Origin of the sequence: Symbiopectobacterium purcellii, from assembly GCF_019797845.1 — a bacterium.
In the GTDB taxonomy this organism is placed as follows: Bacteria; Pseudomonadota; Gammaproteobacteria; order Enterobacterales; family Enterobacteriaceae; genus Symbiopectobacterium; species Symbiopectobacterium purcellii.
Map to the genome: position 1 here is coordinate 4,653,280 of NZ_CP081864.1, position 25,895 is coordinate 4,679,174.

Genomic DNA, 25,895 nt, shown 5'->3' on the forward strand with positions numbered 1-25,895 from the left:
AATTGACATAGGTAAATTTTCTGAGAGGCCATAATGCCGACTGGCATTTTTGCTACGCAATCAGTATAACTGTCCCCGATTAGTTAACTCACCCCTTGATGATGATTGAATTCCGATTATGAATGATGCATTGAGCCAGATTATCGCCAGCGAATTGCAGGCGCGAAAGGAGCAGGTTGACGCCGCTGTACGCCTGCTGGACGAAGGGAACACCGTACCGTTCATCGCTCGTTACCGTAAGGAAGTGACTGGCGGGTTGGATGATACCCAACTGCGCCAGTTGGAAACCCGCCTCGGTTACTTGCGCGAATTGGAAGAACGGCGTCAGACCATTCTGAAATCGATCGAAGAGCAAGGAAAATTAACACCACCGTTAGTTTTGGCGATTAATGGCACCCTGAGTAAGACTGAACTGGAAGATCTCTACCTGCCGTACAAACCCAAACGTCGTACTCGTGGACAAATTGCCATCGAAGCCGGGCTGGAGCCGCTGGCAGACAGTCTGTGGCAAGACCCGAGCCAGGTGCCCGAAGAGGCGGCACTGGCCTATGTCGCCGAAGACAAAGGCGTTGCCGATGTCAAAGCCGCGCTGGACGGTGCACGCTACATTCTGATGGAGCGTTTCGCCGAAGATGCCGTCTTGCTGGCCAAGGTGCGTGACTACTTGTGGAAAAATGCTCATTTGGTGGCACGCGTGGTCGAAGGTAAAGAAGATGAAGGCGCGAAGTTCCGCGACTACTTTGCCCACCAAGAACCGATCGCCAGCGTGCCCTCGCACCGTGCATTGGCGATGTTTCGTGGCCGCAACGAAGGGGTGCTGCAACTCGCCCTGAACGCCGACCCACAGTTTGACGAGCCACCGCGCGAAAGCCACGGTGAACAGATCATCCTTTCACACCTGAATTTGCAGCTAAACAACGCCCCTGCCGACAACTGGCGCCGTGCGGTGATCAACTGGACCTGGCGTATCAAGGTGCTGTTGCATCTGGAAACCGAGCTGATGGGTACTGTGCGTGAAAAGGCCGAAGAAGAAGCCATCAATGTGTTTGCGCGCAACCTGCACGATCTGCTGATGGCCGCACCGGCCGGAATGCGAGCTACCATGGGGCTCGATCCGGGCCTGCGCACCGGCGTGAAAGTTGCGGTGGTGGATGCCACCGGAAAACTGGTTGCCACGGATACGATTTATCCGCATACCGGACAGGCCGCTAAGGCTGCGCCGATCATTGCGGCACTGTGCGTCAAACATCAGGTAGAGCTGGTGGCGATCGGCAATGGCACCGCATCACGTGAAACCGAACGTTTCTTCCTTGATACGCAAAAACAGTTCCCGGCAATTAAGGCTCAGAAAGTGATTGTCAGTGAAGCGGGTGCTTCAGTGTATTCAGCCTCCGAGCTGGCAGCGCTGGAATTCCCCAGTCTGGATGTTTCCCTGCGCGGTGCGGTTTCTATTGCCCGTCGCTTGCAAGATCCACTGGCAGAGCTGGTGAAGATCGATCCCAAATCCATCGGTGTCGGCCAATACCAACACGATGTGAGCCAGATTCAACTGGCGAAAAAGCTCGATGCAGTGGTAGAAGACTGCGTTAACGCCGTGGGTGTCGATCTGAATACGGCCTCGGTGGCGCTGCTGACGCGTGTTGCCGGCCTCAGTAAAATGATGGCGCAGAATATCGTCAACTGGCGTGATGAGAACGGGCGCTTTGACAACCGTCAGCAGTTGCTCAAGGTCAGTCGCCTGGGGCCAAAAGCGTTCGAACAGTGCGCCGGATTCCTGCGTATAAACCAGGGTGATAACCCACTGGATGCCTCGACGGTTCACCCGGAGGCCTACCCGGTGGTTGAACGCATTCTGGAAGCCACACGCCAGACGCTGCGCGATCTGATGGGTGATACAAGCGAGCTGCGCAAACTCAAGGCCGTGGATTTCACCGACGCACGCTTCGGTTTACCCACGGTGACGGATATCGTGAAAGAGCTGGAAAAACCTGGGCGCGATCCGCGGCCGGAGTTTAAAACCGCTGCGTTCGCCGAAGGGGTGGAAACGCTCAACGATCTGTTGCCGGGTATGGTGTTAGAAGGTGCGGTCACCAACGTCACCAACTTTGGCGCTTTCGTGGATATTGGCGTACATCAGGATGGTTTGGTGCACATCTCGTCGCTGTCCGATCGCTATGTCGACGATCCACACAAGGTGGTGAAAGCCGGGGATATCGTGAAGGTCAAAGTGTTGGAGGTCGATCTGCAACGTAAGCGCATCGCGCTGACCCTACGTCTCGATGAACAGCCGGGTGACACCACGTCACGCCGTAGCGCTAGCGGTGCTCAACGCAACACCGGATCTCGCCCTGCTAATCATACACCGCGTGCAAAACAGCCGCAGAGCGCAACAGGCAATAGCGCCATGAGCGATGCACTGGCCGCCGCATTTAAAAAACGTTAGGTTTTTGGTATACCCTACATACTTCGAGTTATAGGAAGGCGTCAAGCGAGGGGCAAATTTGTCTTGAGCAAATTTGAACAGCGCTTGCGCTGGCCCGAAGGGTGAATCTCAGGGATGAGATGCATTCACCCCGATGCGCTTACTTAGGTAAGTGATTCGTGTGAATGCGTGTAGCCAACGCACATGTCACTTGAAGTATGACGGGATAAGCAAAGGGAGCCATTGGCTCCCCTTGTAACGTTTGCTGGACTTCACTTATTTATACAGAACTGCCGTGCCGCGCAGTTGGTTGTCACCGGTAGCAGAAACGATACGGTAAGAAGAGGCACCTGCTGCCTGTGCTTTAGCGGCAACTTGCGATTCGAAACCGCTCAGCGTTTTAGCGCCACTGACGGAAACGGTACCGATCTGCTCTGCGGCGAAGGTGCCGAAAGAGAGAGAAGTCAGGGCCAATACTGCTGCAAAAGTTTTGATGTTTTTCATGATGCTAATCCTTATCTCTGTGGTTAGGTTGAAAGCGAAGTGCTTTCGATGGAGAGAAGAATAGCGCCACTGCTCGGTAATGGATAGCTAAGTGATTTGCTGTGGTAAGTCAATTTTTTTGAACAAATATCATTACTGATTTCGATTTGTTCTTCTGATGCTGTCTGCGGATGATGCCTGGCTACCCCACTACGATACCAACCCCGCGGGTAACCCTTGGTGATGAGTAAAAATGGTAGGTCAGGCCTGCTGTCACCCTATAATACCCGTTGGCAATACCCAACGCGTGGCCGCCAATATATCCCTGTTCCCCGGAAATCTGATCGGTAATTTGCGTCCGTCCCCGGCTCTCATCATATTTATTCCAACTCAGCGCGGTAAATACCTTGGCGCAAGATGCCAGATAATAGCCAATATCCACCAACACGGAATAATAACGCCCATCATTACCTTCATCGCGAAAGGTCAGTTGGCGAGAATAGTGCTCATCATTATCATACTGATAAAGCCCCCCCAGCGCCGTCCAGCTAAAACGCGTCTGTTGATAACCTGCAATCCCTCCCAGCCGATAAAAAGGCTGGCTCACAACCCAACCCTGAGCCTCTATATCAAACGCATTGGCGTGGTTCAGGCGACTATTGAGATGATGAGACCATTCACTCCAGTGCGTTTGATCGTCATAGAGCCAATCATAGTCATCCATTATTGCACTTCGCTCAGCGAGCGTTGTCCAGCCATGAGCAATTAATGTGATATATGGAGACATATCCCAATTAACCGCCATTGTCACGATCGGCGTTTGCTTTATTTTCCAATCCCGCTGACTGAGTTTATCGCCATTTTCCATGTAAACATTTTCGTGTGATTTTCCCTCTATCCATCCCAACGCCCCACTGGTTGTTGCGGTGGTAACGGTGTTTTCGGCCTGAGCTAAAAATAGCGTCATCACCCCGGCAACACAGCAGAGAATTACGTATCGTTGCTGCATGAACAATTCCTTAATGATTGCGTAAATGATTTTTATAGGAAACAGCATCCGCATAAAAAAACAGAAAAAACCTAATTAATAACAGTATTTTATTGGACAATTAATAAGAATGCAGAGGCCAAATATTAACGTCATTAATGGAATCTGAATATAACGGTGAGATGAGAGGGAATGCATTCAGAAAATGATTTACTAAAACAAGGCACTATCACCTTATTCAATCATTGGTCATCGCAGAGAAAACATATTGTCAGATCATAACAAGAGGCCAAACGACCCCTTGCTATACCTATCGTATTTCAAGTTGCAGACGCGTTGGCGGCGTTCGTTATTCGGCCCATCCCTGGGCCTCACCTCTTACGAGGCCACCTCATGCGGCGTTCAAATCTGCTCCAGACAACGTTGTCCCTCGCTTACCGCCTTCCTGAAACTCGAATTATGTAGAGCATATATCCATTATTCCCCGCGTAATGCCGCCGCAGGAGACTGTCGATAGGAGAGCACGGCAGGAAGCGTCAGCACCACCGCAGCCACGGCCAGCAGTAGCAATACGAACCACAGATCGTCTTCACCCAGCGCAATGGGCAAGACAAAACCGCTCTTTTCGCTCATGATGATCGCCACAGCCTGAGCAGCGACATAGCCCAACCCCACACCGATCGCCACACCGGCAAATACCAGTGACATCAATCCGCTCCAGATCAGCAGGAAAATACCGGTGCGCGGCGCGCCGAAAGCACGTAACGCACCGATTTGCTTCTGACGTTGGCGTAAATGCATCACCGCCACCAGCGCCACCGCCATCCCCACCAATCCTTGTGTACCCATCGCGATATACATCAACAACGCACGAATATCACCGAGGATGGAATAGAGCTTCACCAGCACCTCTCCTGGGAATACCGCCTGCGTCGCCGTGCTGCGATAAAGTGAGCGCAGTTGGTAAGCGCCTGCAATGCTTAAGGGTTTTACTACGATGGCCGGAACCCCCGCCTCATGGTGATGTGCTTCACTGTCATCATGGTGTTCATGCGTATCACCCTCGGCATGCTCATGCCCCTCATCATCATGATGCTCGTGCTCATCGTCATGATCGCCGGGTGCATGGATGCCGTGCACACGCCACACCGCGTTGACCGGCACCAGAATGGCTTTATCCCAGGCGCTGCCGTCGGCGGGCAGCACACCAACCACGGTATAGCGCACTTCTGCATGGGCATGGGCTCCCTCTTCCCCAACCTGACCGTGCACCGGACTAAAGGTACTGCCAACTGACAGTCCGGTCCCTGCGCCCACTACGGCTTCAAATCCATCGTTAAACACCCGACCGGCCAGTAACGGGCGTTTCCCCCCCTCCGTCACCAATGCCGCGTTAGTCCCCACGATCGGCATACCTTGAAAGAAATCACCAAACGCCACCGGTGCCGCCCAGGCCACCAGCGGATTTTTCTGTACCTCATCCAGCACCTGCGCCGGAATCAGCGTCAATGCAGAGGGCTGGAGAAAGACTGACGAGAGCACCAGCTGCGTTTCGCTCCCCGGAGCACCAATCACCAAATCGAAACGATCCGCCGCCTTGGCGCTGCCCATGCGCAGAGCACGCTCCTGTAAACTCATAGAAATGCTCAGCGCGGTCGCCAACGCAATCAGTATCACCACCACCACTACGCCCGGCCACAGTCGACGCCAGTCCGCGATAATCAAACGCCATGGGATCATCCCTGCACCTCCTGAGAGTCATCCGCCACTTGCTGTCCTTTTTCCAACTGAATACGGCGCGACATCAATGCAGCCAGCCGTTTGTCGTGTGTAATGGCAATCAGCGTACTGCGCTGTTCCCAAGCCAACGTGACAAGGAGATCGGCGATCTGCTCACCGTTGTGGGCATCCAGACTGGCCGTAGGCTCATCGGCAACGATAATTTCCGGCGTCGCCAAAAGAGCACGCGCTACGGCCACACGCTGTTTCTCACCGCGCGATAGCACTTCAATCGGTCGATTACCGGTGTTCACGCCGACGCGCTCCAGCAACATGTTCCCCCGCGCCACCAATGACGCCGGCAGACGCCAATGGTGAAAACGCGCTGGCAGCAGTACGTTCTCCAGCGCATCAAGGCCGGGAAATAAATGAAAATCTTGCATAATCAGACCAACATGGCGGGCCCGCCAGCGATCGCGCTCGGCTTCTGACAATTGGCGGATATCCTGATCGCCCCAACGTACACGGCCAGAGCCCTCACACTCCATACCAGTAATAGCATTGACTAACGTGGTTTTACCCGAGCCTGATGGCCCCATTACCGCCACGCAGCTTCCCGCAGCAATCTGCAATTGGGCGATGTCCAGCACGGCGCTGGGCATATCAGGAAAAGAGACCGTTAAATTTTCAATATGCAAATCAGCCACAGCGGCTCCTAAGGCGTATCAAAGCGGGCATCGCGCAGGCGTAACAGGCTGACAAATCCGGTTTCCGGGTCCGTCCATGAGCCAAACTCCAGCACGCCTTCCACGTCGATAATGGTGTTGTTCTGTACAAAGGTTTGCCGTTTTGACAGATAGACCACCACGATATCCTCCGGCCAGTCGGCGTCGGAAGAGCAGAACGGGCAGAGTGCCATCGGCATTTTGGTCAAGACAAAGAATTGGGATTCAGCCTTGAGCGGTGGGGCCATAAAGCCGCGCATTTTGACGCGTTTTCCCGAGAGTTGTTTTACCTCATCGGAAAATTCCAACCCCAGCACGCCATACGAGGCATAGAGTTTATCGAAAGAGAGTGTGGGCAATGCGGCACGCGCGGTGCCGATCAGGCTAAGCACCAATACGCCGACGCCGACCATGCGCCACAGCGCCGAGAAGAATAACGGCGGGGTCTCCCCCGCCGGACGTAAAGTAAGGCTCTTCATTACAGCGCGTTACTTGGTGGCTTGTGGTTTCAGCGCCAGCGCATCAACCATCACGCGGAACAGCTCGGTGTTTTCCATGTACCCGCGAATCTTTTCACCGCCAGGGCCACTGGCCTGAATCACCATGTCATCCACGGCGTGAACACCGGTATCCGAAGAACGCGGCAGAATGCCTTCACGGAACACCGCACCTGGGACGTTTTCATAGGCCTTGTTCGCCACATACTGGTCTTTTTCGTTCTTGATGGCTGGAACGAACTGATTGTCCAGTTTCGGACGGAAGGTTTCGTAGTAATCGGGATAGTTGTTGAAGAACACCGCTAACCGTTTGGAGACATTGATGTCATCCGGGTAGCCGTCTTTGTTGGCATCTTTGTAGTTCGGGAAGCCCGCATCTTCATACACGCCCACTTTTTCACGCATCTCGGTACCCGGTTTATCATCATCCACCGTACCAATAATCGACAAGCCGTGCGTATGGTCACCGGTGACGATGATCAGCGTATCCGGATTTTTCTCAGCAAATTTCTTGGCGATTGCCACTGACTGATCCAGCATGATGGTGTTGGTAAAGGCGCGTTCCCAATCCAGCGGGTGAGAGGCTTTGTCGATCAGCGCCGATTCCACCATCAGGAAGAAGCCCTCTTTGTTTTTCGACAGCACGTCCAGCGCTGCCTGCGTCATGTCAGTCAGATCCGGCTGATTGGGGAATTTCTTGGTCACGTCATTTTTCAGGAAACGGCGATCCAGCACACCGTCCATATTGCCGGTGTGGAACAGCCCCAGCAGTTTGGTGGCCTGCTCAGCATTCTTCTTCAGCCCGTCTGCGTCAGTGACCAGCGTATAGCCGGCTTGCTGGAATTTCTCAACGTAGTTGGTGTCATCCTTACGTTTAGAGCCAGCAGTGCTCTTCGGCAGGAAGTAGGCAGAACCGCCACCCAGCATAACCGTCGGTTTCACGTTGTAGAACATCTCAACGATTTCCGCTTTATCAGCGCGACGGCGGGTGTGAGACACCACCGCCGCTGGCGTGGCATCTTCCAGTTCAGCGTCGCTAACCACACCAACCGACATCTTGGAAGAGCGGGTGATAAGCTCACCCAGCGTTTCCTGTTTCGGGTGCTCCAGCGAATTCTTGCTGCGGCTCACGTAAACACCCAGCGCATTCACGCCGGATTTGTGCCCCGTCATGTAGGCGCTCATGGTGTTGGCGCTGTCTGCCGCGATAGAGTCAGTACTGGAGGTACCGGCAAACGCCATGTATTGCAGATCGTCAATCGCCAGACGACCATCGGCTTTCCCTTCGGTCACACCTTTGGAAAGGATACGCGCGCCAGTGCGGTGCGCTACAGAGAGGCCATCGCCGATAAACAGAATGACGTTCTTCGCTTTACGTTTTTCAGCACTGGGGTAAACCTCCCAGGTCACTTTCGACGTTTTGCCATTAGCCTGCACTTCCACGTCATACTTGCCTGCTTGTGGCAGGAACACATCGCGGATCCACACGGCAGAGACATCCTGCCCATCTTCGCGCTCAACAAAGGTAGCGGATTTACCCAGTACCTGCTGGTAATCCTTGCCGTTGATCAGAATGCGAACATCCGCGGGTTTCAGTACAGCGTAAAACTCGACTTTGAAATCAAATTTACCGCCTGCCAGCATGGTGGCGCGGTCGATAGGGTAAATCGCTTGAGCCTGCGCGAACCCCGGCAGGGTGGAAGCAAACAGCAACGGCAGTAGCCAACGAGCGTTCATGGTCATGTCCTTGAGCGATAATATAATCAGGACATAACCTAGTTACCTTTTTTTACAGTTTGATGAATGTTGACAGGAATGGTGATATTTGTGTGTCCATCACCATTCACTGCGACGCGGTTAGCGCACTTCCGTTAACGTATCGGGAGAGAATCCCCAACGCGTTTTCGCTGAATCCAGCCACGCTTGATCGGAAATAGTGTTATTCCTTTCAATAATTTCCAGCAACGGATAGGGCGAAAACATGGTTATTTTTCCATTCACCATCAACGGCACATCACTAGGGCCGCTGTATTTGACTTTAAATAAAGGGTATTTGTTTTTATCAACACACCATACTGAAACAATCTCACCCTGGCGTAATGAACAATACTGAACAACCATTGGTGAAAGATAAGTATCCATGGTCAGAAGTACAGCGCCACCCGGCATTGAGCCTCTCATTTTTGTCGTATAATGCGTTTCAAAGTACTCTATAGCACCGCCCTTTTTAACATCGCCGAACTTTATTGCGCATCCTGACAACGTAAAGCCAATCATCAAAAAAATCAGCACTCTCATAAACCATCCTTGAAAAAATAATCATATTGGCCGCTAACGACTCGCAACGGCCGTTAGCGAAAAAGCATTGAGCAGGCCCAGTCTGCGTATCCGCTTGCGTAGACCCAGACTATGCCACCAGGACCATCTTCCCCATAAAACCAGAGATCTTCACTTGGTGCTTGCCACTCATCTTATGTGTTCAATCAATGCCCGAACGGCTGGCGTCATGCGCTCTGCGTGGCTTACAGCAGAGCATATACCGAACGAAAACAGGCAGATAAGGGAAAGAGGCCTACGCAAAACAAACGTAATACTTACGTTAATTTACAATTCGGCGCATTTTTACCTTTAATAACGGCAGGCGGCTATCAAAAAACCGGTTCGTGTCTCAATTCAACAGGTTATGCTCATAAATACAGATAATTAAGCATTAAATATGAATAGCAATCATTATCATTTGATCGCTAATAATATCACGCAGACTACCTCACATAATCAGGTGGGAGTGATATAGCGTAACGCGTTAGTTTATAGCGAGGAAAAAAATCCCCGTGACTCCCACGGGGATAAGGAAAGAGAGACCAATAAGCACTACTCCGTTTTCTCTCTCAATGGGAAGCGGCGTCGTACTACGACGAAGAACAGGGGAACAAAGAAAATCGCCAGCACGGTGGCAGCTACCATGCCGCCAATCACGCCGGTGCCCACCGCGTGCTGGCTGGCTGAGCCCGCACCGGTGCTGGTTGCCATCGGCAACACACCAAAAACAAAGGCCAGTGACGTCATCAGGATAGGGCGCAAGCGTTGGCGGGAGGCTTCCAGCGTGGCTTTAACGATATCCACGCCTTTGTGGTTCATATCGTTGGCAAACTCTACAATCAATATGGCGTTTTTGGCTGAGAGCCCGATCACTGTCAGCAGGCCGACCTGAAAATAAACATCGTTTTCCAGCCCGCGCGCCCAAGTTGCGATTAATGCGCCCAGTACGCCCAGCGGCACCACCAGCATCACAGAGAACGGCACGGACCAGCTTTCATACAGCGCCGCCAGACACAAGAACACCACCAACAGGGAGATGGCATAAAGCGCCGGAGCCTGCGCCCCGGTCATGCGCTCTTGCAACGACATGCCGGTCCATTCCAGCCCAAACCCGTCTGGCAACTTGGCTACCAGTTGTTCCATCACATCCATGGCCGTACCGGTGCTGACGCCCGGCGCAGATTCCCCAAGGATCTCCAACGCGGAAAAACCGTTATAGCGTTCCAGACGCGGCGAGCCAGTCATCCACGAGGTTTGCGCAAAGGCGGAGAACGGCACCATGCCCCCGCTGTCGTTGCGCACATACCATTTGTTGAGATCGTCTGGCAGCATACGGTAGGGCGCGGCCGCCTGCACATACACCTTTTTCACCCGTCCACGATCGATAAAATCGTTCACGTAAGTGGAACCCCAGCCAATCTTCAGCGTGCTGTTGATGTTGCTGATGGAAACCCCCAACGATTCTGCCTTGCGCTGATCGATGGTGATTTGCATTTGCGGACTGTCGTCCAGACCATTGTGGCGAACCCGGGTCAAACGCGCGTCCCCCGCCGCCTGCGCCAGCAGCGTGTCACGCGCCGCCATTAAGGCGTCATGCCCTAACCCTGCGCGATCCTGCAATTCCATATCAAACCCGGATGCGTTACCCAAACCGGAAATCGCCGGTGGTGTGCTGGCGAAAACCCGCGCCTCATTGATACGGCGAAAGGCTCGCGTTGCCCGTTCAACGATGGCACCTGCGCTGTTTTGTGCACCGGGACGTTCATCCCAATCTTTCAGACGCACAAACAGTTGTGCCACGTTCTGGCCGTTACCGACAGCGGTAAACACCGACACCACGTTCTCTTTTTCTTGCGTCATGTAATAGGCTTCCACCTTTTCGACCACTTTCAGCGTTTGCTGCTGTGTCGAGCCGGGCGGTAGCTGGATCTGCGTCATAAAGACGCCGCGATCCTCCTGCGGTAAAAACGAGGTAGGCAAGGTGCGAAACAGGAACGCCATCACGCCAATAATCGCGAGGTAAAGTACAAACCAGCGGCCACTTTTGACCACGATCTTGCCAACACCGTGCTCGTAACGTTCAGAGAGCTGATTAAACTGACGGTTAAACCAGCCAAAGAAGCCGCGTTTGCCATGGTGTTCACCTTTCGCCAGCGGTTTCAGCAGCGTGGCGCACAGTGCGGGGGTTAAAATCAACGCCACCAACACCGACAGCACCATCGCTGAAACGATGGTAATGGAGAACTGGCGGTAAATAGCACCGGTCGTGCCACCAAAAAACGCCATGGGAACAAACACCGCAGAGAGCACCAGCGCAATACCCACCAATGCGCTTTGCACCTGTTGCATCGATTTGCGCGTCGCAGCTCTGGGGCTCAGCCCTTCCTCACTCATTACGCGCTCAACGTTTTCCACCACCACGATGGCATCATCCACCAGCAGCCCGATGGCAAGCACCATTGCAAACATGGTCAACGTATTGAGGCTAAAGCCAAAGGCATAGAGCACGGCAAACGTCCCCAGCAGCACCACGGGAACGGCGATAGTGGGGATGAGCGTAGCGCGGAAATTTTGCAAGAACAGGTACATCACCAAAAACACCAGCAGTACCGCTTCCAGCAGCGTTTTGACCACATCCTCAATCGAAGCCTTTACAAAGGGGGAGGTCTCGAACGCGATTTTCGCTTCCAGCCCGTGCGGGAAAAACGGAGCCAGCTCGGCCAACCGTGCACGCACCAGCTTATCGGTTTCAATTTCATTGGCCCCGGACGCCAACTTGATGCCAAGCCCGGAGGCAGACTGGCCGTTAAAGCGGCTCAGCGAGTCATAGTTTTCTGCACCCTGTTCAATTTTCGCCACGTCACCCAACGTCACCGCAGAGCCATCCTGGTTCACACGCAGGGTAATGGCACGGAACTGTTCGGGCGTTTGCAACAGTGAGCGCGCGTTTACCGTGGCATTTAGTGACTGATAGTCTACAGATGGCGTGCCGCCTACCTGACCGACTGACACCTGACTGTTTTGCGATTGAATGGCGCTCACCACATCGCTGGCCGTCAGGGAAAAGGATTTGAGTTTGGACGGATCGAGCCAGATGCGCATGGCATACTGCGAACCAAAAATATCGACGCTGCCCACCCCGTTGATGCGGCTAAGCGGTTCCTGCACGTTACTGGCGACATAGTCGGAGATATCCTGTTTCTCCATGCTGCCGTCGGTCGAAACGAATGCAATCATCAAGATATTGGTGTCACCCGTCTTGTTAACGGTAACCCCTTGTTGTTGCACATCCTGCGGCAATTTTCGCATCGCCGATTGCAACTGGTTCTGCACCTGCTGACGCGCGTTATCCGGATCGGTACCCGCATCAAAACTTAAGGTAATGCGCGTCTGACCGGAGCTGCTTTGCGATGACATGTACATCAGGTGATCGAGCCCGGTCATGCTCTGCTCGATAATCTGCGTCACGGTGTTTTCCATCGTCTGCGCAGAAGCGCCCGGATAGGAAGCGGTGATACGCACATTGGGCGGTGCCAAATCGGGATATTGCTCAACCGCCAACGAGGCGATCGCCATCATGCCACCCAGACTCAGCAGGATGGCCAGTACCCAGGCAAAGATCGGGCGATCAATAAAAAAATTCGCCATCGAAACAACGCTCCTTCAGACTATTTTATACGTGGCGCATATTGTTGATTATTTATAGGTATCTTAAATAACGCACTACTTTACCCTGCCACTACGCGCAACATCGTGGAGAAAATGAGGAGAATATGTAAATTAACGTTGGTGACACATTTTTTGAGCCTTCACTCAACAACGCGTTAGACGCCAGCAAACGAACAAACCTTTTCGGCAAAGGTGTCCGGGTGGGAAATAAACGGTGCATGCGCCGCCTGCGCCATCACCACCGAGTCAGTATCGGGCCAGCGTTCATCAAGCAGACTCGCCACTTTACGCGGTACCAGCCCGTCCAGCGCCCCGTAAATACGCAGCATCGGCAACGTCAACGACGCCATCGCCTCGCGCAAGTCGGTCTGGCGCAAGATGTCCAAGCCCCCCTCAAGCACCTCAATGCTCGGCATCGGCTGCTCCAGCACCACACTTTTTAGCAGACGCGCATCCTGACGCGCGCTGCCTGTGCCCAGGGTTTGTAATGCCAGGAAACGCTCGACGGTGCGCTGAAAATCTTCGCTAAGCTGCTGCTGAAAACCCTGCAACACCGTAGGTTTAATGCCGGGCCACGCCTCGTGGGCGCTGAAACAGGGGGAGGACGCGACCGTGACCAAAGCACTGACACGCGCAGGCTCACTGAGTGCCGCCTGACTGGCAACCAGTCCGCCCAGCGACCATCCCAACCAGACAGCCTGCTCGGGAGCCTGTGCCAGCACGATGTCAGCCATATCAGCAAGCGATAACGCCCCATATCCCCCGCTGCGGCCATAACCAGGGAGATCCACACAGTGCAGCCGAAAATGCGGAGCCAATCGCGCTGCAATGCCCTGCCATACCTGCGCGTTCAACCCCCATCCGTGCAGTAGCACAAGATCGCGTTTCCCTTCCCCTTCGGTGTGCCAGTAGAGCGTTGTCATCGATTATCTTCCTGCTAGTCGTTCGATATTTTGTTGCGAGGCTACTATGTTAACCATCAGTGCTAGCTGCTGGCTATGCCAACAGCCGCTTTATCATTATCACCACGGTATTTGCTGCTACTGTCAGCGTCATCTTCCCGCGCCACCCGTATGCTGCCCGCGCTGCGGGTTACCTGCGGGCAATGCCACGTTGCCGTGCGGCCGCTGCCTGTATCGCCCGCCACGCTGGCACAGTCTGGTTTTTGTCTCCGATTACCGTCCGCCATTCACTACGCTATTGAAACAGTTCAAATTCCGCGGGCGTATCGAACTCGGACAAGTACTCGCACGACAGATGTTACTGCGCTGGCTTAACGCATATCGCCTTGCTCCAGAACAGGTTAAGAAACCCGATGTGCTGCTCACCGTACCGCTGCACCGCCGTCAGCGCTGGCGGCGCGGCTTCAATCAAACCGAGTTGATGGCGCAGCATTTAGCGCGTTGGTTACGCTGCCGCTATCATCCTCACGCGCTCACGCGTGTGCGGCATACGCCGCTGCAACAGCACCTGTGCGCCTCTAAGCGGCGCTACAACCTGCGTCGTGCGTTTTCCTGCGACCAGGATCTCTCCGGACTGCGGGTTGCGCTAGTGGATGACGTAGTGACTACCGGCAATACGATGACGGAGATCTGCCGCGTGTTACTGGCGCAGGGTGCCGTGCATATTCAGGTGTGGTGCCTGTGTCGCACGCTGCTCGATGCGTGAACGCCTTTGTTGCCATAAATGGCATTTACCGTGAATGAATTGGAGTTAACGCCACGATGGGCGTATTATGACCGATAAGCGTAGTCAACAATTGAGTTAACCCACTATGATCCGTATTACCGACTCTGCACAAGACCACTTTGTCAAACTGCTGGTAAAACAAGAAGAAGGCACGCAAATTCGCGTCTTCGTTATCAATCCGGGCACACCCAACGCTGAGTGTGGCGTTTCCTATTGTCCGCCGGATGCGGTGGAAGCCTCCGACACTGAACTGAAGTTCGAGAAGCTTTCTGCCTACGTGGATGAACTAAGCGCACCGTACCTGGAAGATGCTGAAATCGACTTCGTTACCGATCAGTTAGGTTCTCAACTGACGCTGAAAGCACCCAACGCAAAAATGCGCAAAGTGGGTGACAATGCGCCGTTGATGGAACGCGTGGAATATGTGCTGCAATCCCAGATCAACCCCCAGTTGGCCGGGCACGGTGGCCGCGTAACGCTGATGGAAATCACCGATGATGGCTTGGCTATCCTGCAATTCGGCGGCGGTTGCAACGGCTGTTCAATGGTCGATTACACGCTGAAAGAAGGGATCGAGAAAGAACTGTTAGAAAAATTCCCTGAGCTGAAAGGTGTGCGCGATTTAACGGAACACCAGCGCGGCGAACATTCATACTATTGATCCACCGATCGCCCTACTCCCCACGTCCCCGTGGGGAGTACTTCTTAGTCTATCAACGCTCACTAGCCCCACTCGCCGTTTCAGGCGGCAACGCCAAACCACGTCGTAGATCGAGATCGCGAATCAAGCGTTCCAGATGACGATCGCTGAATATGGATGTCACCGTTCTGCTCAGCTTGCGCCGCCAATTGGGATATTCGCGCGTGGTGCCGGGAATATTGACCGGTGTCGCCATGTCCAACCAATCTTCGAGTTGCAGCCCCAGCAAGGCACTGCGGCTGTCCGCCATGTAACGCTGCACGCCACGACTCAGTTGCGTACCCATCGCGGTTAGCGCGGCATTGCGCCCCACGCGCTGCGGTAATAGCTGATACTGATGCAGCGCGTCGAGCAAGCCCTGCTTGGCGTTATCACGCTGTTCAATCTGTTGCTGCAACGTGCGTTCATCAGGATAAAGGCCAAGCTCTTTGCCCAATGACAAATCGACGTTTTGCCAAAAGCCGCGTAACGTGGGCAGATCGTGAGTGGTAATAGTCGCCATCGATTGGCGCGGATAATCGAGCGGAGCCCGAAAGTGATGGTGCTCATCCTGTTCAAAAAACAGCACCTTGTAAGAATAAACACCGCTGTCGCGCAGTTTATCCACAATTTCGGCCGGCACCGTCCCCAGATCTTCCCCCACGACCAGACAGCGCTGACGTTGGCTCTCCAGCGCCAGGACGGCCAGCAAATCATCCAGCGGGTAATGTACATAGGCACCGCGCGTAGCGGGCTCAGCCTTGGGTATCCACCACAGGCGCAGCAGACCCATCACGTGGTCGATACGCAATGCGCCACAGTGCGCCATATTACTGCGCAGCACATCGATAAACGGCTGATATCCCTGCGCCTGCATCACGTGCGGGTTCATCGGTGGCAGCGACCAGTTTTGCCCCTGCGGCCCTAGCGGGTCGGGCGGTGCACCGATGGCAGCGTCCAGGCAGTAGAGCCGACGCTCATCCCAGGTTTCCGCTCCGCCCTGCGCCACGCCCACGGCCATGTCCCGGTATAGGCCAATAGGCATCCCGAGCTGTTTACTGTGCGCGAAACACTCTGCCAGTTGCTCACTGGCCACCCATTGCAGCCAGCAGTAAAACGCAATCTCGTGCTCATTTTCCTGACAAAACGCTTTCACCGTGTCGCCATGCACATCGTGATAACAGGTTGGCCACTGCTGCCAATCGCCATAATTCTCGCCCTGACGTTTGAGCCAGGTTTGCAACGCATCAAAGGTCGCTTGCCGTTGCAGGCTTTGTCCGCAGCTGACCACAAATTGGCGACATGCACTGACGCGCGGATCGAGCACGCTGCGCGTCTTGAAATAGTCGTAGGCCAAGCGTAGCGCAGCCAGTTTTTGCGCCATCACACCGCTGTAGTCGACCCAACGTCCGGCACGCAGTGCCGCGAGTTGACGCTGCGTGTCGTCCCGTCGCCACCAGGCTTGCGCCTCTTTGCTCTGTTGAAAATCATCAATACGATTGACGTTGATATAAATGATGTTCAGCCAGTGGCGGGAAGAAGGACTGTAAGGACTGGCGGCCTCAGGATCGGCAGGGTAAAGCGCATGCAGGGGATTTACGCCGATAAAAGCACCGCCGCGCCGCGCCACTTGCTCTACCAGTTGGCGCAGATCGCCGAAATCGCCAATCCCCCAATTATCCTGCGAGCGCAGCGTATAAAGCTGCACGTTAACGCCCCACCAGCGTTTCCCCTGGGTTAAGGGTTCCGGCTCATAGCCACGCTGCGGCGCAACAATCACGCGGCAGGTCCAGCGCTGTTCACCGCGCATCAATATCAGCTCGTGGTACCCCAGTGGTAAAGCGTCCGGCAGCAGCAGTTCGCTGCCGCCCGTGATGCTGCCCTGAACCTGCCCCCCGTTTTCATACATCAGCGTCCAACCAAACTCGCCGTCACCTGAGAGGGGAATCAGCGCCGCCTTGCCCTGACGAAAAACCCGAACCGAGGGCAGCGGTGCCTTTTCGCACCCGTTCGTCGCCATCATGGTCAGCAGTTGTTTTTTCACCGCCATATCGACAAGGTGCGTTTTACCGTATGCATCGGTATAGGTATCGGCAACGCCGACAGGAGCGAACTTCGGGTTATCTACCTTGAATGACATCTTCCTTTCCTCAACAGCGCGCGTGCCAGATGCGCGTCTGATAATCATGAATCGCCCGATCGGCACTGAAAAAACCCATTCGCGCGGTATTCAACACACACCGTCGCGTCCATTCCTCCGTTTCACGATACAGCGCATCCACACGCTGCTGCGCCTGGCAATAAGGCGCAAAATCGGCCAACAACAGATAGGGATCGCCCTTATCCAGCAGGCTTTCAAGTAGCGGCGCAAACGCCGTTTTGTCACCGTGGCTAAACGCACCGCTGCCCAGTTCATCCAACAATGAGGTCAACTGTGGCTCCTGCTTGAGCACCTCACGTGGATCGTAACCCTGTGACAGCACGCTTTTAACCTCATCCACCGTATGCCCGAAAATAAACAGGTTTTCTTCCCCGACTTCCTGCGCCATTTCCACATTGGCACCGTCCAGCGTCCCCACTGTCAGCGCACCGTTTAATGCCAGCTTCATGTTGCCGGTGCCAGAGGCCTCTTTCCCCGCGGTGGAGATTTGCTCCGACACATCGGCAGCGGGAATAATTCGCTCCGCCAGCGACACACGATAATCTGGAATAAACAGTATACGCAAACGATCTCTAATATGTTTATCCCGATTAATCTTCTCCGCTATGCTATTAATGGCGTAGATAATGTTTTTTGCCAGCACATATCCAGGTGCAGCCTTAGCCCCGAATAAAAAGACGCGCGGAACTATATCCAGATGCGGGTTATCACGCAATTGGCGATAAAGTGAAAGAATATGGAGCACATTCAGGTGCTGGCGTTTGTACTCATGCAAGCGTTTGATCTGCACGTCAAACAGGGCGTGAGGATCCAGTTTCACCGCCAAATTCTGGCGTACCCAGTTTGTCAGATTTTCTTTATTTTGCTGCTTGATGGCACGGTAACGCGCCCGAAACGCACTGTCATTGGCGTACGGTTCGAGCGCGCGCAAGACGGGTAAATTCGTGGCCCAGGCCGTTCCAACGGTGTCATCCAGCAGCGCCGACAGCACCGGGTTGCACTGCTTTAGCCAGCGGCGTGGCGTAATGCCATTCGTCACGTTATGAAATTTTTGCGGCCAGAGTTGATGGTATTCAGGAAACAGATCGCTCACGACCAGACGTGAATGCAGTGCTGCCACCCCATTAACGGCAAAGCAAACCACCACGCACAGGTTTGCCATACGCACCTGACGCTGATAGCGAATCGCGACACGCGGCCAGATATGCTGTGTCTGTGCGCCCCACCGCTGTTCCACCTGCGCTTTGAAATGCGTATCAATGGTGTTGATAAGATCAAAATGGCGCGGCAGCAGGCGACGGAACAAGCCGTCATGCCAGCGCTCAAGCGCTTCTGGCATCAAGGTATGGTTGGTATAGGCAAACATACGTCGGGTAATGTCCCACGCCTCGTCCCAACCCAGATGATGTTCATCCAACAACACGCGCAACAATTACGGAATAGCCAGCGTCGGGTGTGTGTCGTTGAGCTGAATCACCTCCCGTTCCGGCAGCGCTGACAACGCCCACCCGGCCTGAAGGTGCCGCCGCACAATGTCTGCGACAGCGCAGGCACACTGAAAATATTGCTGCATCAGACGCAAACGCCTGCCAGCGGCATGATTGTCATTCGGGTAAAGCACTTTCGTCAGGCTCGCCGCTGACACACCGGCGCGCTCCGCGTCCAGATAGCGCCCGGCGTTGAATGCCGTGAGATCAAAAGGAGTTTCCGCCGTAGAGTGCCAGAGCCGCAACACCTGCACCACGCCGTTTTGATAGCCTAGCACCGGCACGTCACGCGCCTCACCGCGAAAATAAAAGGCGGGCTGCCATTTTTCTTCCTCTCCATCGCGCTGTTCGATAGCTCCCCCGAAACCGACCTTCACGCTCAGTTCAGGCTGCGGTCGCCCCCAGGGGTACGCATCGCGCTGCCAATCATCAGGGTACTCATGCTGCTGGCATGCTTCGAAACGTTGGCGGAACAGGCCGTACTGATAGTCCAGCCCGTAGCCCATCGCCGGCTGCCCCACCGTCGCCATGGCATCCAGAAAACAGGAAGCCAGACGCCCTAATCCTCCGTTACCCAATGCCGGGTCAGTCTCGCCTTCCAGTACATCGCTAAGGTTAAGCCCCTGCTCTGCCAGAACCTCTGATACGGCAGAGTGCCATCCCAGGTTAATCAGGTTATTGCCGGTGAGACGACCCGGTAAAAATTCCATGGAGAGGTAGTTAACATGACGGCCTGGCGGCGAATCGGGAGGGGTTATCGGGTGAGCGGCAAGCTGCTCCGCCAGTGCAGTACTGACAGCATGCCACTGCTGCTGGGCGCTGAGACAGGTCAGCGCCGCCACGCCATAGTATTGTCGTTGGCGGTGCAATGCAGCAATAAACAGCGTGCGGTTCAATGACAGCTTTCCCATCGTGCCTCTCCCCTGTTATCAATCAGAAAAAGGCACGTCTGGCTCAGCACAACTCCAACTGCACCTTATGTTGTTCAATGATTTTCATTACGCTGGGTGGTGGTAGCTGATCGGTAAAAAGATAGTCGATCAGGTCCATATTGCCCAGATTCACCATCGCATTGCGACCGAATTTGGAGTGATCGGTGACCAACATGACGCAGCGGGAATTCTCGATAATGGCCCGTTTGGTGCGCACTTCATGGTAGTCAAACTCCAGCAAGGAGCCATCCATGTCAATGCCGCTGATACCGAGGATGCCAAAATCCAGACGAAACTGAGAAATGAAATCCAGCGTCGCTTCACCCATAATGCCGCCGTCCCGGGTGCGCACTTCACCGCCAGCCAGAATCAGCCTGCAATCCTCTTTTCCCATCAACAGCGTCGCCACATTCAAGTTGTTGGTGACGACCCGCAGATCCTTAGGCTGCAACAACGCATAGGCAACCGCTTCTGGCGTTGTCCCGATATCTATAAACAGCGTAGCACCATCCGGGATTTGGCTGGCGACTTTACGTGCAATACGTGCTTTTTCATCTGACCACATCATTTTGCGATCGTGGTAAGCCGTATTCACCGAGCTGGAAGGCAGTGCCGCACCACCGTGGTGGCGATGGATTTTGTTCTGCTCCGCCAGATCGTTCAGATCCCGGCGAATCGTTTGCGGGCTGACCGCAAAATGCTCGACCAACTCTTCGGTACTGACATATCCCTGCCGACGCACCAGTTCAATGATGGCGTCGTGCCGCTGTGTTTGCCTCACGTTGTTCCCCTAAAACAGGTTTCCACTCAACCCTCAGGTTGAGACTTCTCTGTGCTGCTGGCAACGCTTACCCCGTGATGCTACCGGGTTGCGATCATGCTTTTTTCTGCTGCGTATCCCAAAAAGCCAGCACCAACCCAATAACCAGACCCACGACGTGCGCGGCATTAGCAATGCGTAGACCTAAAATATCGAAATATCCGGCGATCAACCACAACAATGCAAAGGCCATCAATCCACGCTGCATGAACAGCGGGCCCGACGGCACGCGTTCACCGTATAGCCAGACATAGCCCATCAACGCGTACACCACGCCGGACAGGCCACCGAAATAGATACCGCTGAAGAATGATTGTATCCAACCACTGGCAACCGCAGAGAGCAGCGCCAAGGTCAGTAGCTTGCGCGTCCCCAAAATTTTCTCTACCGGTCCGCCGAGATACCACCACCACATCAGGTTAAACAAAATGTGCAGCAAGGAAAAATGCAGGAAGGCATGGCTAACCCAGCGCCATAGCTGACCTTTTTGCCCTACATCCGGGTAAGAGAGCCACATCATGGCACGATCGTTACCGAATATCGTCATCCACAGATAAACGACAATGCAGGTAATCATCACACCCAGCGTCAGCGGTCCGGCGCGCTGCTGTAACGTCTGCAAATAGGAGAAACGTGCATAGCGCAGGGGCGAAGACGTTGATCCCGCCTGCCAACTGGCCGCTTGATAACGCGGGTGCATCGGGTTCTGAATGAACACGTCGAGCGCCTGCTGTACTTCAGTCAATCGCGACTCATCGTCCAGCCAGAGCTCTGCTTCCTGCCCAGAGAAGCGTAACTCCAGTTGAATACTCTGCGTTTGCATATAGTCGACAAACGCCTGTGCCAAGCGTGGCTGAGATAAGGCTGTTAGGCGAATTGCCATCGTGGTTTATCCGTTAGCAAATTGATTTGTCATAAAAATATCACATCGTTTTATTAAGAGGGTTGAAATATTGTTCTGATAAACAGGCGGTTTACCCTGACGCCCGCACCACGAGCACCGCTGGCGTGGGTAATTCGCTAAACATCATCCACATACACACTTCCGTTTGCTTCCGTTTTGCCCATTATCCTATGACAATAGTCACTTTTTAACCATAGCCGCTCCTTTAGGCTCATATCCAGCAGCGAGGTGACCATGTTCCTGGAAGAAAGACGTAATCAAATTCTGGCCTATTTAACCAAACACGAACGTGCCGGTGTTGATTATCTGGCCACCGCATTTGCCGTGAGCAAAGAGACGATCCGCAGCGACTTGAACGAGTTGGCGCGCTTGAATCTGGTTCAACGCTGCTACGGCGGTGCCATTATTGTGCGGCGCAGCTTGCAGTCTGAACTGATTGCCCCTCGCAGTGAAAATTTTGAAGTGCTGCTCAAGCGACTGGAAAAGCAGACCCGGCATCAAACCAGCAAACAGAAAGGAAACAAGATGAACGGCAAGGTGTGTATTTTAGGATCGTTCAACGTCGATATCGTCGCCAAGGTGGCGCGTTTTCCCAAAGGCGGTGAATCGATCATGGCGCAGGGCAGCGCGCTCGGCCCCGGCGGCAAAGGCGCCAATCAGGCGATGGCCGCCAGTCGGGCTGGTTCACAGGTCTATTTTGTCACCAAGGTCGGCACCGATCAGTTCAGCCAGTTTGCCTATGACCATTTGTCGTCATCGGATATTCACGCCTTCAAGCTGTATCAATCCGATACCGAACCCACTGGCAACGCCATCATCTATGTCTCACAGCAAAACGGCGAGAACATGATCGCCATATATCCCGGTGCCAACCAAACCATCACAGATGATGAAGTGGCGGCCATCGCCCCGGAATTAACAACGTCAGACGTGCTGTTGGTGCAGTTGGTGCAGTTGGTGCAGTTGGTGCAGTTGGTGCAGTTGGTGCAGTTGGTGCAGTTGGAGAATAACTTCTCCGCCACCCTGAACGTCATCAAGCTGGCGCATGCGCTGGGCAAAAAAGTAATCCTCAATCCGGCCCCCTATTCCAGCGAGATACTGCCCTATCTGGATTATCTGGACGTGATCACGTCCAACGAAACGGAAGCGTCACTGCTGTCGGGTATCGACATTCAGGATTTTGACAGCACCAAAGAGGCCGCGCTGAAAATTGCACGTATGGGTGCCAAGCGCGTCATCATTACCATGGGATCGCGCGGTGCGCTGCTGTATGACGGCCACCAGTTCCAACATATTCCGGCCTTTCCGGCGCTCGGCGTGGATACCACCGGCGCAGGGGATGCCTTTAACGGTGCCTTTGCCGCCGCACTGGCTAACGGACAAAGCATGGTGCAGGCCGCGACCTACGCCTCGGCCTTTGCGTCTTTGGCAGTCGAACGGGAAGGTGCCTCAAACATGCCAGAACATCAACAGGTTATCGCGCGTTTATCACAACGTTAATGCCTGCGGGCCCGTGCCCGCACAGTCTGTATTCGGAGAAATAAAAAATGAAAAAAATCGATGGTATCGTCCCTGTCATGCTTACACCGTTCACCGAACAGAACGACGTAGACTATCCCGGCCTGGCCAACCTGATTGACTGGTATCTGGAAAACAAGGTCGATGCGCTGTTTGCCGTGTGCCAGTCCAGTGAAATGCAATTCCTGACGCTGGAAGAACGCGTGGCGGTAGCCCGTTTCGTTGTCGACCATGTGAAAGGCCGCGTGCCGGTGATCGCCTCCGGCCACATCAGTGACGACCTCGGCGCACAAATTGAAGAGCTGTCTGCCATGGCGCAAACCGGTATCGATGCGCTGGTACTGGTGACTAACCACCTCGATCCGCAGAAAACCGGCAGCGACACCTTCTTCAGTACGCTGAACAGCCTGCTGGAAGCACTGCCAGCCTCGCTGCCGCTGGGCCTGTATGAGTGCCCGGCACCGTATCGCCGCCTGCTGAGTGACGAAGAACTGACCTATTGCGCCAACACCGGCCGTTTCGTGGTGTTGAAAGACGTAAGCTGCGACCTGGACACCGTAACCCGTCGCGTCAAGCTGGTGCAGGACACCCCGCTTAATATCATCAACGCCAATGCCGCCATTGCCTTCCCGGCGATGAAAGCGGGCTCACGCGGTTTCAGCGGCGTGTTCACCAACTTCCACCCGGAACTGTACGTGTGGCTGTATCACCACCATCAGGAAAACCCTGCGCTGGCAGATGAACTGGCCGATTTCCTGTCACTGGCCGCCGTCACTGAAACGTTGGGCTATCCGAAAAACGCCAAGATTTACCATCAACGCCGCGGCACCTTTGACAGCATTCACTGCCGGGTCAACAAGGATGACGTGCTGGAGAAATTCTGGGGATTGACCGTGATCCTCGACCAGATTCGCCACGGCACCGCGCATTATCAGAAAAAAATTGCGCAATAAAAAATAACAACAATGCGCGGGAACACGTTGTGATTCCCGCGATGAAAAATAAAAAACCAGTGGATTTTCAGCATGATCGTGTGTGACCAATCTGATTGGGCGCAAGAACTGCACGCCCTGCATCCTACATCAACGTCCTTACAGCCAGACTCACGGCGAATCGTTTATTCGCAGATTCCTCTCAGCCTGCTCACGGAAAATAAATAAAATGAAAGAGACAATATCGTTATCTCAACCTGCTGCTGTTGCACCGCCAATGCAAAAAATATCCCGTTTGCGTTGGAGCATTATTCTGGTGTTACTGATCGCCGCCGTGGTGAACTACCTGGACCGCGCCAACCTCAGTATCGCCAACACCACGATTTCGAAAGAGTTCGGCTTTAGCGCCACCCAGATGGGCCTGCTGTTTTCGGCCTTTCTGTGGCCCTATGCGCTCGCCAATCTGCCTGCGGGCTGGCTGGTCGATAAATTCGGGCCGAAAAAAATGTTTTCCTGGGCGCTCGGCTTGTGGTCAGGGTTCACTATCCTCGCGGGTTTCGTTAACGGCTATTCCATGTTCTATGGCCTGCGCATGATGCTGGGCATCTCTGAATCACCGTTTTTTACCTCCGGCATCAAGATCACCCATCGCTGGTTCCCGAGCAATGAACGCGGACTTCCCACCGCCATCATCAATACCGGCTCACAGATCGCCAACGCCGTTGCGCCGCCGATCCTGACTATCCTGTTGCTGACGATGGGCTGGCGCGGCATGTTTATCGCCATCGGTTTGGCGGGTATTCCGATTCTGCTGGTGTGGCTGAAGTTGTACCGTAACCCGACGCCCGCAGAAGAAGTGCAGATCCACGGCGACGCGGAAGCCGCTGAGACGCAACAAGCGAATCAACCCAAAGCGAGCTGGGGCTCTCTGTTTAAACACAAAACCACCTGGTTCATGATTCTGGGGAACTTCTCCATCATGTTCACCATTTGGGTGTACCTGACCTGGTTGCCAAGTTATCTGGAGAGATCGCTCGGCTTCAGCCTGATGAAAACCGGCTGGGTGGCGTCCATCCCGTTCTTTGCCGGGATCATGGGTGTGTTGGTGGGGGGTGTAATTTCCGACCGGTTGATTCGTCGCGGTACCAACACCATTACCGCACGTAAAATCCCGATTGTGTGCGGTGCTGCACTGGCCGCCTGCTTCGTGGCACCGATCCCCTTCGTACACGACACCACCTTGTGTATCGCACTGCTGTCGCTGGGCTATTTCTGTTCTCAGATGCCGTCAGGGGTTATCTGGAAGCTGGCGACGGATATCGCCCCGAAATCGCAGGTGGCTTCACTGGGTGCTATCCAGAACTTCGGCGGATTCCTCGGCGCGGCCAGTGCGCCGATCGTCACGGGGATTATTCTTGATGCCACGGGCACCTTTACCAACGTCTTCCTGTTTGGCGCCTTCCTGCTCATGCTGGGGGCCATCAGCTACGGCTTCTTTGTGAAAAAGCCGATTCAGGCGGCGGTTTAACCTTGCACTATCCCGACGCGTCATGGCGTCGGGATGTCCCACTTCACGCGTTGTCCGACGCTGATGCCACATCTTGCGGAAAATCACGCTGCCAGGCGTCATAGCCGCCATCCACGCTGTATACCGCCTCAAATCCCAGGCTCAACAGATATTGTGCCGCATTGCGGCTGCTAATCCCGTGATAACACATCACCATCACCGGCTGATCGAGTTCAGCGTCACGCACAAAATCAGACAGCGTTTCATTCGTCAGGTGCAGCGCCTGCGGCACATGCCCGGTGGCGTAACTTTGCGCATCGCGGATATCCACCATCACGCCGTGTTTCTGCCAGCGCTCATGGGCTTGCTCAATGCTGAGACACTCAAACTGTTCCATACAAATACCACCTCGGGACAAAGAAAAAAGGCATTACGGCACAGCGC

General features: G+C 54.3%; 19 protein-coding genes and 1 pseudogene. 6 read left to right on the plus strand and 14 right to left on the minus strand.

Going from position 1 to position 25,895, the window contains the following annotated elements:
- The first annotated feature begins 118 nt into the window (after nt 1-118).
- On the plus strand, nt 119-2,443 hold the full coding sequence (locus K6K13_RS21705; RefSeq protein ID WP_222158800.1) for a Tex family protein: 2,325 nt from the start codon (nt 119-121) through the stop codon (nt 2,441-2,443).
- A 255-nt stretch (nt 2,444-2,698) separates the two neighbouring features.
- Here the strand turns inward: K6K13_RS21705 and K6K13_RS21710 are convergent, their stop codons facing one another.
- The 9 genes from K6K13_RS21710 to bioH all read right to left on the minus strand — a co-directional run bounded on the left by K6K13_RS21710 (nt 2,699) and on the right by bioH (nt 13,745).
- Nucleotides 2,699-2,926 carry a YdgH/BhsA/McbA-like domain containing protein gene (locus K6K13_RS21710; RefSeq protein WP_222158801.1) on the minus strand — a complete coding sequence of 76 codons (228 nt, stop codon included), beginning with the start codon at nt 2,924-2,926 and terminating at the stop codon, nt 2,699-2,701.
- A 181-nt stretch (nt 2,927-3,107) separates the two neighbouring features.
- The gene (locus tag K6K13_RS21715; RefSeq protein WP_222158802.1) at nt 3,108-3,968 is read right to left on the minus strand and encodes an omptin family outer membrane protease; all 861 of its coding nucleotides are present in this window, start codon (nt 3,966-3,968) and stop codon (nt 3,108-3,110) included.
- A gap of 402 nt (nt 3,969-4,370) precedes the next feature.
- Entirely contained in the window at nt 4,371-5,633 is a 1,263-nt protein-coding gene (locus tag K6K13_RS21720) for an FtsX-like permease family protein (protein ID WP_222158803.1), read from the minus strand.
- A complete protein-coding gene (locus K6K13_RS21725) occupies nt 5,630-6,319 on the minus strand; it encodes an ABC transporter ATP-binding protein (RefSeq protein ID WP_222158804.1) in 690 nt (229 codons plus the stop codon). Before K6K13_RS21725 ends, K6K13_RS21720 begins: the two co-directional genes overlap by 4 nt.
- Nucleotides 6,320-6,327: 8 nt before the next feature.
- Nucleotides 6,328-6,816: a hypothetical protein gene (locus K6K13_RS21730; RefSeq protein ID WP_252120376.1), complete on the minus strand. Its 489-nt coding sequence runs from the start codon at nt 6,814-6,816 to the stop codon at nt 6,328-6,330.
- A 9-nt stretch (nt 6,817-6,825) separates the two neighbouring features.
- Nucleotides 6,826-8,571 carry an alkaline phosphatase gene (locus K6K13_RS21735; protein WP_222158805.1) on the minus strand — a complete coding sequence of 582 codons (1,746 nt, stop codon included), beginning with the start codon at nt 8,569-8,571 and terminating at the stop codon, nt 6,826-6,828.
- A 120-nt stretch (nt 8,572-8,691) separates the two neighbouring features.
- Complete coding sequence (locus K6K13_RS21740; protein WP_222158806.1) at nt 8,692-9,132, minus strand: hypothetical protein; 441 nt, start codon at nt 9,130-9,132, stop codon at nt 8,692-8,694.
- A 573-nt stretch (nt 9,133-9,705) separates the two neighbouring features.
- Nucleotides 9,706-12,801 (minus strand): multidrug efflux RND transporter permease AcrD, encoded by a 3,096-nt coding sequence (gene acrD / locus K6K13_RS21745; protein WP_222158807.1) that lies wholly within the window; start codon nt 12,799-12,801, stop codon nt 9,706-9,708.
- A gap of 176 nt (nt 12,802-12,977) precedes the next feature.
- Nucleotides 12,978-13,745: a pimeloyl-ACP methyl ester esterase BioH gene (gene bioH, locus K6K13_RS21750; RefSeq protein WP_222158808.1), complete on the minus strand. Its 768-nt coding sequence runs from the start codon at nt 13,743-13,745 to the stop codon at nt 12,978-12,980.
- A gap of 46 nt (nt 13,746-13,791) precedes the next feature.
- Between bioH and gntX the strand changes: the two genes are divergently transcribed.
- Both gntX and nfuA read left to right on the plus strand, forming a co-directional pair.
- The gene (gene gntX, locus K6K13_RS21755) at nt 13,792-14,490 is read left to right on the plus strand and encodes a DNA utilization protein GntX (protein WP_222158809.1); all 699 of its coding nucleotides are present in this window, start codon (nt 13,792-13,794) and stop codon (nt 14,488-14,490) included.
- Between the two features lie 106 nt (nt 14,491-14,596).
- A complete protein-coding gene (gene nfuA / locus K6K13_RS21760; protein ID WP_222158810.1) occupies nt 14,597-15,172 on the plus strand; it encodes a Fe-S biogenesis protein NfuA in 576 nt (191 codons plus the stop codon).
- A gap of 52 nt (nt 15,173-15,224) precedes the next feature.
- Here nfuA and malQ read toward each other — a convergent pair whose 3' ends face one another.
- The 4 genes and pseudogenes from malQ to glpG form a co-directional block, all read right to left on the minus strand.
- Nucleotides 15,225-17,330: a 4-alpha-glucanotransferase gene (gene malQ / locus K6K13_RS21765; RefSeq protein ID WP_222158811.1), complete on the minus strand. Its 2,106-nt coding sequence runs from the start codon at nt 17,328-17,330 to the stop codon at nt 15,225-15,227.
- 10 nt (nt 17,331-17,340) lie between these two features.
- Nucleotides 17,341-19,749, minus strand: a pseudogene (malP, locus tag K6K13_RS21770) (maltodextrin phosphorylase).
- A gap of 43 nt (nt 19,750-19,792) precedes the next feature.
- Nucleotides 19,793-20,551 carry a DeoR/GlpR family transcriptional regulator gene (locus K6K13_RS21775; RefSeq protein ID WP_222158812.1) on the minus strand — a complete coding sequence of 253 codons (759 nt, stop codon included), beginning with the start codon at nt 20,549-20,551 and terminating at the stop codon, nt 19,793-19,795.
- 94 nt (nt 20,552-20,645) lie between these two features.
- On the minus strand, nt 20,646-21,473 hold the full coding sequence (gene glpG / locus K6K13_RS21780; protein WP_222158813.1) for a rhomboid family intramembrane serine protease GlpG: 828 nt from the start codon (nt 21,471-21,473) through the stop codon (nt 20,646-20,648).
- Between the two features lie 255 nt (nt 21,474-21,728).
- On the opposite strand from glpG, the gene K6K13_RS21785 reads away from it, so the two are divergent.
- The 3 genes from K6K13_RS21785 to K6K13_RS21795 all read left to right on the plus strand — a co-directional run bounded on the left by K6K13_RS21785 (nt 21,729) and on the right by K6K13_RS21795 (nt 25,472).
- Nucleotides 21,729-22,994, plus strand: coding sequence for a PfkB family carbohydrate kinase (locus K6K13_RS21785; RefSeq protein WP_222158814.1), 1,266 nt, complete (start codon nt 21,729-21,731; stop codon nt 22,992-22,994).
- Nucleotides 22,995-23,041: 47 nt separating this feature from the next.
- Nucleotides 23,042-23,965 (plus strand): dihydrodipicolinate synthase family protein, encoded by a 924-nt coding sequence (locus K6K13_RS21790; protein WP_222158815.1) that lies wholly within the window; start codon nt 23,042-23,044, stop codon nt 23,963-23,965.
- Nucleotides 23,966-24,173: 208 nt separating this feature from the next.
- Nucleotides 24,174-25,472, plus strand: a complete 1,299-nt coding sequence (locus tag K6K13_RS21795) for an MFS transporter (protein ID WP_222158816.1) — start codon at nt 24,174-24,176, stop codon at nt 25,470-25,472.
- Nucleotides 25,473-25,515: 43 nt separating this feature from the next.
- Here the strand turns inward: K6K13_RS21795 and glpE are convergent, their stop codons facing one another.
- Nucleotides 25,516-25,848, minus strand: coding sequence for a thiosulfate sulfurtransferase GlpE (glpE, locus tag K6K13_RS21800; RefSeq protein ID WP_222158817.1), 333 nt, complete (start codon nt 25,846-25,848; stop codon nt 25,516-25,518).
- Nucleotides 25,849-25,895 lie beyond the last annotated feature (47 nt).

What these genes read in the sequence shown, in the direction of transcription:
- K6K13_RS21705 (WP_222158800.1), top strand. Translation starts at nt 119, where the DNA reads ATGAATGATGCATTGAGCCAGATTATCGCCAGCGAATTGCAGGCGCGA.
- K6K13_RS21710 (WP_222158801.1), bottom strand. Translation starts at nt 2,926, where the DNA reads ATGAAAAACATCAAAACTTTTGCAGCAGTATTGGCCCTGACTTCTCTC.
- K6K13_RS21715 (WP_222158802.1), bottom strand. Translation starts at nt 3,968, where the DNA reads ATGCGGATGCTGTTTCCTATAAAAATCATTTACGCAATCATTAAGGAA.
- K6K13_RS21720 (WP_222158803.1), bottom strand. Translation starts at nt 5,633, where the DNA reads ATGATCCCATGGCGTTTGATTATCGCGGACTGGCGTCGACTGTGGCCG.
- K6K13_RS21730 (WP_252120376.1), bottom strand. Translation starts at nt 6,816, where the DNA reads ATGAAGAGCCTTACTTTACGTCCGGCGGGGGAGACCCCGCCGTTATTC.
- K6K13_RS21735 (WP_222158805.1), bottom strand. Translation starts at nt 8,571, where the DNA reads ATGAACGCTCGTTGGCTACTGCCGTTGCTGTTTGCTTCCACCCTGCCG.
- K6K13_RS21740 (WP_222158806.1), bottom strand. Translation starts at nt 9,132, where the DNA reads ATGAGAGTGCTGATTTTTTTGATGATTGGCTTTACGTTGTCAGGATGC.
- acrD (WP_222158807.1), bottom strand. Translation starts at nt 12,801, where the DNA reads ATGGCGAATTTTTTTATTGATCGCCCGATCTTTGCCTGGGTACTGGCC.
- bioH (WP_222158808.1), bottom strand. Translation starts at nt 13,745, where the DNA reads ATGACAACGCTCTACTGGCACACCGAAGGGGAAGGGAAACGCGATCTT.
- gntX (WP_222158809.1), top strand. Translation starts at nt 13,792, where the DNA reads ATGTTAACCATCAGTGCTAGCTGCTGGCTATGCCAACAGCCGCTTTAT.
- nfuA (WP_222158810.1), top strand. Translation starts at nt 14,597, where the DNA reads ATGATCCGTATTACCGACTCTGCACAAGACCACTTTGTCAAACTGCTG.
- malQ (WP_222158811.1), bottom strand. Translation starts at nt 17,330, where the DNA reads ATGTCATTCAAGGTAGATAACCCGAAGTTCGCTCCTGTCGGCGTTGCC.
- glpG (WP_222158813.1), bottom strand. Translation starts at nt 21,473, where the DNA reads ATGGCAATTCGCCTAACAGCCTTATCTCAGCCACGCTTGGCACAGGCG.
- K6K13_RS21785 (WP_222158814.1), top strand. Translation starts at nt 21,729, where the DNA reads ATGTTCCTGGAAGAAAGACGTAATCAAATTCTGGCCTATTTAACCAAA.
- K6K13_RS21790 (WP_222158815.1), top strand. Translation starts at nt 23,042, where the DNA reads ATGAAAAAAATCGATGGTATCGTCCCTGTCATGCTTACACCGTTCACC.
- K6K13_RS21795 (WP_222158816.1), top strand. Translation starts at nt 24,174, where the DNA reads ATGAAAGAGACAATATCGTTATCTCAACCTGCTGCTGTTGCACCGCCA.
- glpE (WP_222158817.1), bottom strand. Translation starts at nt 25,848, where the DNA reads ATGGAACAGTTTGAGTGTCTCAGCATTGAGCAAGCCCATGAGCGCTGG.